At 60.6% G+C, this 9,658-nt stretch carries 6 protein-coding genes; 5 read left to right on the forward strand and 1 reads right to left on the reverse strand.

Going from position 1 to position 9,658, the window contains the following annotated elements; all coding sequences use genetic code 11:
* Positions 1-48 precede the first annotated feature (48 nt).
* Entirely contained in the window at positions 49-2,913 is a 2,865-nt protein-coding gene (gene uvrA / locus C404_RS50325) for an excinuclease ABC subunit UvrA (protein WP_021196414.1), read from the reverse strand.
* A 235-nt stretch (positions 2,914-3,148) separates the two neighbouring features.
* Between uvrA and C404_RS50330 the strand changes: the two genes are divergently transcribed.
* The 5 genes from C404_RS50330 to C404_RS0130280 all read left to right on the forward strand — a co-directional run.
* Entirely contained in the window at positions 3,149-4,312 is a 1,164-nt protein-coding gene (locus C404_RS50330; RefSeq protein ID WP_021196415.1) for an MFS transporter, read from the forward strand.
* Between the two features lie 46 nt (positions 4,313-4,358).
* Positions 4,359-4,922, forward strand: a complete 564-nt coding sequence (gene ssb, locus C404_RS50335; RefSeq protein WP_021196416.1) for a single-stranded DNA-binding protein — start codon at positions 4,359-4,361, stop codon at positions 4,920-4,922.
* Between the two features lie 950 nt (positions 4,923-5,872).
* Positions 5,873-6,691, forward strand: coding sequence for a hypothetical protein (locus tag C404_RS50345; RefSeq protein WP_052027484.1), 819 nt, complete (start codon positions 5,873-5,875; stop codon positions 6,689-6,691).
* Positions 6,688-7,122, forward strand: coding sequence for a hypothetical protein (locus C404_RS50350; protein ID WP_021196419.1), 435 nt, complete (start codon positions 6,688-6,690; stop codon positions 7,120-7,122). The genes C404_RS50345 and C404_RS50350 overlap by 4 nt, the downstream gene beginning before the upstream one ends.
* Before the next feature lie 47 nt (positions 7,123-7,169).
* On the forward strand, positions 7,170-9,658 hold a 2,489-nt coding region (locus tag C404_RS0130280; RefSeq protein ID WP_031329827.1), incomplete at its 3' end, for an NERD domain-containing protein.

Raw genomic sequence — 9,658 nt, forward strand, 5'->3', positions numbered from 1 at the left:
AAAGCGCAGCCGAAGCTGCGCTTTTTTCTTGGGCGCGTGCTGCTTGTCTTACTTGCGCTTGAGCAGCGGCGCGAGGTACTTGCCCGTAAAGCTCGCCTTGCTCTTGGCCACATCCTCCGGCGTGCCCTTGGCGATGATCTGCCCGCCGCCCGCGCCACCTTCCGGCCCGAGATCGAGCAACCAGTCCGCCGTTTTGATCACGTCGAGGTTGTGCTCGATGATGACGATCGTATTGCCGTGGTCGCGCAGCTTGTAGATGACCTTGAGCAGCAGCTCGATATCGTGGAAGTGCAGGCCAGTGGTCGGCTCGTCCAGGATGTAGAGCGTGCGGCCGGTATCGCGCTTCGATAGCTCCAGCGACAGCTTCACGCGCTGCGCTTCACCGCCCGACAGCGTGGTCGCCGATTGCCCCAGACGGATATAGCCCAGGCCCACGTCGAGCAGCGTCTGCAGCTTGCGGCGCACCACCGGCACCGGCGCGAAGAACTCGTGCGCCTGCTCCACCGTCATCTCCAGCACTTCGGTGATGTTCTTGCCCTTGTAGAGCACCTCGAGCGTTTCGCGGTTGTAGCGCTTGCCGTGGCACACGTCGCAAGGGACGTACACGTCGGGCAGGAAGTGCATCTCAACCTTGAGCACGCCATCGCCCTGGCAGGCCTCGCAACGGCCGCCCTTGACGTTGAACGAGAAGCGGCCCGGGTCGTACCCGCGCTCCTTGGCTGACGGCACACCGGCAAACAGCTCGCGGATCGGCGTGAACAGGCCCGTGTACGTGGCCGGGTTCGAGCGCGGCGTGCGGCCGATCGGCGACTGATCGACGTTGATGACCTTGTCGAAATGCTCGAGCCCGTCGATGCGGTCGTGCGCCGCCGGCTCCGGCGTGGAGCCATACAGATGGCGCGCCACCGCGTGATACAGCGTGTCGTTGATCAGCGTCGACTTGCCCGAGCCCGACACGCCCGTAATGCACGTCAGCAGCCCGACCGGAATGTCCGCCGACACGCCCCGCAGGTTGTTACCCGTGGCGTTGATGATGCGCAGCCAGCGTTCCTCATCGGGTGCGGTGCGCTGCTTAGGCACCTCGATGCGGCGCTTGCCCGAGAGGTATTCCCCCGTGAGCGACGCGGGCGATTGCTCGACCTGCTTGGGCGTGCCCTCCGCGATGATCTGACCGCCGTGCACGCCGGCGCCGGGGCCAATGTCCACCACGTAATCCGACGCGCGGATCATGTCTTCATCGTGCTCGACCACTAGCACCGAGTTGCCGAGATCACGCAGGTGCTTGAGCGTGCCGATCAGGCGATCGTTGTCGCGCTGGTGCAGGCCGATGGACGGCTCATCCAGCACATACATCACGCCGGTCAGGCCCGAGCCGATCTGCGAGGCCAAGCGAATGCGCTGCGCCTCACCGCCCGAGAGCGTATCGGCGCTGCGCTCCAGTGACAGGTAGTCCAACCCGACGTTGTTCAGGAAGTTCAGCCGCGCGGTGATCTCCTGAACGATCTTGTCGGCGATCTCGCGCTTGGCGCCGTGCATGTTCAGCGTCAGGAAATACGTGAGCGCGTCGCGCAGCGGCCAGCCGTTGATCTCGTAGATGCCGCGCGCCTGGTCGGCCTCGCCAATCTTGACGAAGCGCGCTTCGCGGCGCAGACGGGTGCCGTGGCACTCGGGGCACTGCTGGTTGTTCTGGTACTTGGCCAGCTCTTCGCGCACGGCGATGGAGTCGGTCTCTTTGTAGCGCCGCTCCAGGTTGGGGATGATCCCCTCGAACGCGTGCTCGCGCACCGTGGTTCGACCTTTTTCGTTGATGTACGTGAACGGAATCTGCTGCTTGTCGGAGCCGTGCAGCACGATCTGCTGAATCTCAGGCGACAGCTCTTCGAACGGCACGTCGATGTCGACGTCATAGAAGGCCGCCAGGCTTTGCAGCATCTGGAAGTAGAACTGGTTGCGGCGGTCCCATCCCTTGATGGCGCCCGAAGCGAGTGAGAGATTCGGGAAGGCCACCACGCGCTTCGGATCGAAGAACGTGATCTGGCCCAGGCCGTCGCAATGCGGGCAGGCGCCCATCGGGTTGTTGAACGAGAACAACCGCGGCTCCAGCTCCTGCAATGAATACGAGCAGATCGGGCAGGCGAACTTGGAGCTGTAGCCGTGCTCCTTGCCGGTGTCCATTTCCAGCGCGATGGCGCGGCCATCAGCCAGGCGCAGCGCGGTTTCGAACGATTCGGCCAGACGCTGCTTGAGCTCCGGGTTAACCTTCACGCGGTCGACCACGACCTCGATCGAGTGCTTGTCGTTCTTCTTGAGCTTGGGCAGGTTGTCGACTTCGTAGACCTTGGCTTCGGCCTCATGTGCCGTACCGCCGCCCGAGCGGATGCGAAAGCGCACGAAACCCTGCGCCTGCATCGCCTCAAACAGGTCGACGTGTTCGCCCTTGCGGTTGGCCACCACGGGCGCCAGGATCATCAGCTTGGTGTCGGCCGGCAGCGCCAACACGGCGTCGACCATTTGCGACACGCTCTGTGCTTCCAGCGGCTGGCCGTGATCAGGGCAGTAGGGCGTGCCGGCGCGGGCGTACAGCAGACGCAGGTAGTCGTGAATCTCGGTGACGGTGCCGACGGTCGAACGCGGATTGTGGCTCGTTGCCTTCTGTTCAATGGAGATGGCCGGCGAAAGACCTTCGATCAGGTCGACGTCGGGCTTTTCCATCAGCTGCAGAAACTGGCGGGCATACGCCGAGAGCGATTCCACATAGCGCCGCTGCCCCTCCGCATACAGCGTGTCGAACGCGAGCGACGATTTGCCCGACCCCGACAGCCCGGTAATCACAACCAATTGGTTGCGTGGCAGGTCGAGGTTGATGTTCTTCAGGTTGTGGGTACGGGCCCCACGAATCTTGATTTCTTCCATGTGCGGCTTTCGCCTCGCGGCCCGCCAGCCGAGCAATGTGCGGCAATAGGCGGAGGGGGTGGAAAAGGGTAAGCCTGCTAATATACCGAACTTCGGTTTTGCGGGTACCTGCCCTCACATGGGGCAACTGGCAAGGCCGCTCATGTGTCACCCCAGTGTCCTTGCCGTTGCTGGAAAGTGACGGTTTCCGACCATGTCTTCCGCCTCCCCATCCATGACTTCCGCTTCCGGCCGCATGACCGGCCTTGAGCTGCGTGCGGCCGCCTCGCTGGCCGGCATCTTTGCGCTGCGCATGCTGGGTTTGTTCATGATCATGCCGGTCTTCGCGGTGTTCGCGAAAACGCTGCCCGACGGCAATAACACCCAGCTTGTCGCCTTCGCCATCGGCGTGTATGGCCTGACACAGGCGGTGCTGTATATCCCCTATGGCTGGTTGTCGGACCGCTTCGGACGCAAGCCCGTCATCGTGACGGGGCTGGTGATCTTTGCGGTGGGCAGCCTGGTGGCGGCGTTTTCGCACAGCGTGGCGGGCATCGCCGTAGGGCGAGCCATCCAGGGTGCCGGGGCGATTTCCTCCGCGGTGATCGCCTTCGTGGCCGACCTCACGCGTGAAGAACATCGCACCAAGGCCATGGCCATGATTGGCGGCAGCATCGGCGTGTCGTTTGCCGTGGCCATCGTCAGCGCGCCGGTCATCTTTCGCTGGGTCGGCATGCCGGGCATGTTCCTGGCGATTGGCGTGCTGGCTGTCATCGCCATCGGCGTGGTGCTGTGGGTGGTGCCCAATGCGCCGCGTCCGCCCGAGCATGTCAAAGCGCCATTCCGCGAAGTGCTGCACAACCCGGAACTGCTGCGCCTGAACTTTGGCGTGTTTGCCCTGCATGCCACGCAGACGGCGCTGTTTGTCGTGCTGCCGCACATGCTGGAAGCCGCCGGTCTGCCGATCGACTCGCACTGGAAGATCTACTTGCCGGTGATGGGCGTGTCGTTCGTGCTGATGGTGCCGGCCATCATTGCTGCGGAAAAGCGCGGCAAGATGAAGGCGGTGCTGCTGTCCGCCGTGGCCCTGGTGATGGTGGCGCAGCTGGCGCTGGGCGAGGTGCATCCGACACTGACGGCACTGTCGATTGCGCTGCTGGTGTACTTCCTGGGCTTCAACGTGCTGGAGGCCTCGCAGCCTTCGCTGGTGTCGAAGTACGCGCCAGGCGTGCGCAAGGGCGCAGCCATGGGGGTGTACAACACCACGCAGGCGCTGGGGCTGTTTGCAGGCGGTGCGGGCGGCGGCTGGATTCTGCTGCACGCGGGCCAGAGCGCCGTGTTCTTCACATGCGCCGGGCTGGCCTTGGCTTGGCTTATAATCGCGAGCCCCATGCGGATGCCGGCATTGCGCCGACATTAAACCGGGCCTACGGCGGCATCACTCAACCTACCTTCGGAAACTCATCATGGCGTCCGTCAACAAAGTCATCATCGTCGGCAATCTCGGCGCCGATCCAGAAACGCGTTACATGCCCAGCGGCGACGCCGTCACCAATATCCGCGTGGCGACCACCGACCGCTATAAGGACAAGGCCAGCGGCGAAATGAAGGAAGCCACCGAGTGGCACCGCATCGCCTTCTTCGGCCGCCTGGCCGAAATCGCTGGCGAATACCTGAAGAAGGGTTCGTCGGTGTACATCGAGGGCCGCCTCAAGACCCGTCAGTGGGAGAAGGACGGCCAGAAGCAATACAGCACCGAAATCGTTGCAGACCAAATGCAGATGCTCGGCGGCCGCGGTGAAGGCGGTGGCGGGCAGGGTGGCGGCGGTGGTGGTTACTCGCGCGGCGGCGAAGGCGGCGGCAGCGGTGGTGGTGGTGGTTACGGTGGTGGCCGCAGCCAGCAAGGCGGCGGTGGCTATTCGCGCGGCGGTGAAAGCGGCGGCCAAGGTGGTGGCCAGGGCGGCGGTGCACGTCGTCAGCAAGCCCCGTCGAATGGCTTTGAGGATATGGACGACGATATTCCGTTTTAGAACCTACCTCGTGTAGTTTTTGTTGATTGAAGCCCGTGAGCCTTGTAGCCACGGGCTTTTTCTTTATCCACACTTTATTTTTGTTGTTTGGGGTCGTTATGCATAACTACTACTTGGCAGAAACCGTTGATACATGACGAAGTTCGTAGCAAAGCGGGTTAGGTTCCGGAACGGGGAGCGCCACTCTGTTCTGAGCAGGCCTGGAGCCTTACCGGTCCACGAAGCGACCCTGTACTTGGCGAAGTGCCGCAAGCGTGGTCTGGCCGCCAACACAATTCACAGCGTTTGCATGGCGTTGGCGTTGCTACATAGGGAACTGGCAAAGGCGAACATTGATTTGCTCGAGCGGCTGCGGCAGGGCAGATTCTTGGCGGTACCTGAGCTCAACCGCTTAGTCGACGCTGCTCAGTATCGAGTGGATGACCTGTCTTACGAAGACGCAGATGAGCTGAGCAATTCCAACGTCGTCGATATCAGACGAATCCGCATGCGTCGGAAGGCGGCTGTCAGGGAGGTCAAGGCAGTTGGTGTCGCTACACAGGCTACTCGGCTCCGCTACATGGCGAGCTCTCCCTGAAACTACAAGAACAACTTGATGCCCCAGACAACTGAACTCCGCGCGTCAACTGCGCTTGTCATCCCCTTGCCTGCGCGCGTATTTACGCGGAGTGGGAGCAGCTTCGACCCTAGAGAAGACGTTTGGGAATGGGCCGATGGCCCGTTTAACGCGCGAGTCGACTTTCGTCGGTATAGCGATGGCTTCGCAGCGTTTGTTCTGCCACTCAAACACGCTCTTCTGCCGTTCGTGAAGGGACAAGCTACCTGCTCAGTCGCTCAGTGAGCACCGTATTGGATATTTGTTTGAGGATGCCGAGCGCGCTGTCGTTGCCATGCTGCCCGAAACGTTCCCTTACGTGCCTGGTGCTCCCGGCCTACGGTGCAGCGACTCCATGGCCGTTATGCGCACGAACGAAATGCATTCGGCGAAGGCGACCTACCTGTGCATGTTTAGTTGCGTTGACTACGGTGTCATCACGAATCACTTCGGGGCTCGTGAGGGGCGGATTTCCATCTTTGAGCGGTTCGGTTACACCGAGGATGACGGCTCCCCCATCGAGCTCCGAAGTCATAGCTTGCGCCATTACCTGAACATGTTGGCGCAGACGGGAGGCCTGAGCAGTACCGAAATTGCCATCTTCTCCGGTCGAAAGGACGTGAGGCAAAACCGAGCCTACGACCATATGTCTTCGGACGAGGTGCAGGCGCCCATCAGCCAGGCATTGAAAGACGGGTTCACCTCGGAGCTGGAACCGGTCTTCAGCGCGAAGCGTGACTTGGTGACGCGGACTGAGTTCAAAGGCCTGGGGCTGACTGCGGCACATACGACACAGTACGGCTGGTGCGCGCACGATTTCGCGAGTGAGCCTTGTCAGATGTATCGCGATTGCATTAACTGCGAGGAGCAGGAGTGCATTAAGGGAGAAGCGCAGAAGGAAGCGAACCTACGCATGCTCAAGAGTGAGACAGAGTACTTGTTGAAGCAGGCCCGGGAAGCACTGAGTGAAGAAGAGTACGGCGCCGATACCTGGGTCAAGCACCAGACGCTCACCCTGGAACGTGTCACCGCCCTTCTGTCGATTCTAGAGGACCCGGCGGTCCCCGTTGGGACGCGAATTCGTTTGGACGTGAGCAACGCCCCGCTCATCACAAGGGACAACGTCCATCCCGTCAGATTTAGCCCGACTGCGCGGCGAAAGGCGCTTGCATGAGAAAGAGCAGAGCACCGGATTTAACCGACGAGCGTATTGCCGCAATCGTTGCGATGTTGGATGAGTGGAAAGGCAAGCTCACGTGGGAACTATTGCTGGATGCGGTCGAGGCATCAACCGGCCACCGCTACTCCAGGTTCACGTTCGCTGAATATCCGGAGATTGCCAACGCATTCTCGTTTAGGAAGGATGCCCTGCGCGGTACTTTGCCGCGAGGGCGAGGCGAGCCTCGGGATGAGCGGGTTCGAGAGGCTCTCGCGCAGACTGACCGCTACAAGGCCAAAGCCGGGCGGCTGGAAGCGGAAAACCAACTCCTGCTCGAGCAGTTCGTGACGTGGGCGATTAACGCTGAGCGCAAGGGTGTGACATTGGACATGTTGAACGCGCCGCTACCGAAGCCCCCACGGGACCGCTCAAAAGGTGTCGACTGATGGCGATAGACATGTGAACAGGCACTTGAGACCCAAGCCAGTCGCAAATGATTGACGAGACAAGCCCGGCAACTCCAGGAAACGGCATCGAGATTTTTCTTGGGCACGCCATACAGGACCCCACTGAGCTGCGGTTTCTGAACAGACTGCGCGCGGACCTTGAGGCAAAAGCGCTGCCATGCATCGTTTTCGCAAACTTCTATGTGGGGCGCGCCCGAACCCAAGTTGACTTCGTTGTGGCAACTGAGAGGGGCGCGACGGTTATCGAAGTGAAGGGCTATCGCTATCCTGTGGAGGGGGGCGTGAACGGAGCTTGGCAAGCCAAGCTCGACGAGACGCGGCGGCGCGCAATCTCTTCTAAGAGCCCTTTCCAGCAAGCCCTCGATGCTAGGCATGCCATAGCGGACGAGGTCTCAACCCAATTCGCGATTGACTCTGCACGGTCGCGTCAGGCGATTGGTGGGAATCTGTGCATCTTCCCCGCACCACTGCCCAACTCGAACACTCCCGAAAGCAACTTCAAGTGCGCGATTGGTGGGTATCCAGAGCTATCGGAACAGATAGAAGAGCCCCGTGTTAACGCTTTACCTCTCAGCCTCTGGCGGGAGTTCGCGCAGAACTTGGGCTTGATGCCATACGTGCAGGGTGAGCCCAATGCGGATGAGCGCTTCGTGGCTGACTACTCCATGCAGTGGGTGACAGCCATCGCAGCAGCAAATCAACCGTTCGTCTCCCCGTCACTCCAGTGCGACGGGCAGGAGTTCACATTGGCGAACGGCATTGAGCGCCTGCGGGAAGGCGCCAGCCTGTTCCTTGTCGGGAGCTCTGGTTCTGGCAAGACGCGGATACTCGAAGAGCTGTCGGCGCTGGCTAGCACGGCGGGGATGTTGCCGATAGCAATCGAAGCTCGATTCTTTGAAGGAGAGATGCGCCCCCTTCTCGAGCGGTCAATCGCTCTGGCGACAAAGCACTCTCTCCCTGAAGTGCTGCGTGTCGCGCGTAGAAGCGCTTGCCCGGTTGTCGTATTCGTCGACGGCTTCAACGAGTGTCCGCCAACGCTTCACAAGGCATTGGTCCGCTCGTTGCTCGCATTGCACCGCCGCCACAATGCGCAATTCGTATTGGCGGGGCAAACAGACTTTGCAGTACCGTGGGGTCTGAGTCACCGTGTAGCGGTGCTCGAACCCAGCCTGGAGCATCTGAAAGCAGTTCTCGAAGCGCACTTGGGGCGCGAAGCAACCCAACCAGAGTGCGACGCACTGGAGGTGGTCACAACAGCCAACGATGCTGCGATTCTGGCGAACGTCGTACTAGATGCAAGCCACCTAGATGGTCGTTTCGCGCTGTACAGCGCTTTCACCAGACAGCGGCTTGGGCCCAAAGAGGCTGAATCCCATCGCGCATTGTCGGAACTCGCTATGCAGATGCGGGAGCGGCTCATCTCCACCGTGGCCGAACATGAGCTGCTCCGCGAACTCAAAAACGTACTGGGGTCATCTGCCGCAGCGGCCCAGCTTGCCGAAGGTGCGCAACGTTGTGGGTTGCTAGTCAGACGGGCTGGAAAGGCGTTCTTCCGCCACGACTTGATTGCCGACTACTTCAGTGCTGAAGCGCTCCTCATGCGGCACCTTGATGTGAGCGCACTAAAACAGGCGCTGCAGCGTCCCATATATGCCTCGCTTGCACACTTCGCTCTCGGTGGGAGTGACAGCATCGCGTTCTTGGAAGTTTTGTTGCATGAACCCACTCACGAACTCTTGGTTGCGTGTTTGGAGGGCAAGTGCGGCTCCAGTGCAAGGTCGTTCGTGGCCGACCGCGTGCGCGACCTGTTGGAGAAGCTCGCCGAGCGCTACGAAGCATTGGTGCTTGAACTCGAAACCGACGAAAAGGGGCGTCACGTTGTTCGCCCCGACCTACCTGAACAAGACGATTGTGAGCTCAGCAAGCGCTACCTATCGGTGGTTCCCGCTGCAGCGCTTCACGGGCTGCTGCCAGAGGTACTGGAGGCATTCCGTCGTATCGATGGCCGCATTTTGGCGTATGCCGAACAGCTTCGAACTACGCATGCCGACAAAAAGCTGGCATTCAGGAAGCGAGCATTCAACGCTGTCTATAGCTCCCCGGGCGTAATTCTCGCAAGGGAGATGTTCGATATTCAGCAAGCTTTTAGGTCCTATTGGCCGAAGTCCACGTCGCCTGCCGCAGTGCTTGTCCTGCAAAACGCGCTATCGGCCCCAAAGGATTTCACTCCGGGTCAGTTGCTTGTTGCTGTAAGCGCCTACAACTGTTTCGGCCGAACACAGAACACGTTGCCTGAAGGCTTCGCGAGAGTTGCCGACTACCTTTGGAACATCGGGCTCCATCCACTAAGAATGACTTTGGTGGACCTCGTGCGAGGCGTTGGCTGGCAGCTCACGCCAGATGTTCAGGAGGAACTTAGCGATACACTCCACTCGTGGTTGAACGATTCGGACCCACTCATGAATTCACTGGTTTTCGACGCGCTGGAAGCAGTCGGAGGCATTGATGTTGATTT

This window comes from Ralstonia sp. AU12-08, from assembly GCF_000442475.1.
In the GTDB taxonomy this organism is placed as follows: Bacteria; Pseudomonadota; Gammaproteobacteria; order Burkholderiales; family Burkholderiaceae; genus Ralstonia; species Ralstonia insidiosa.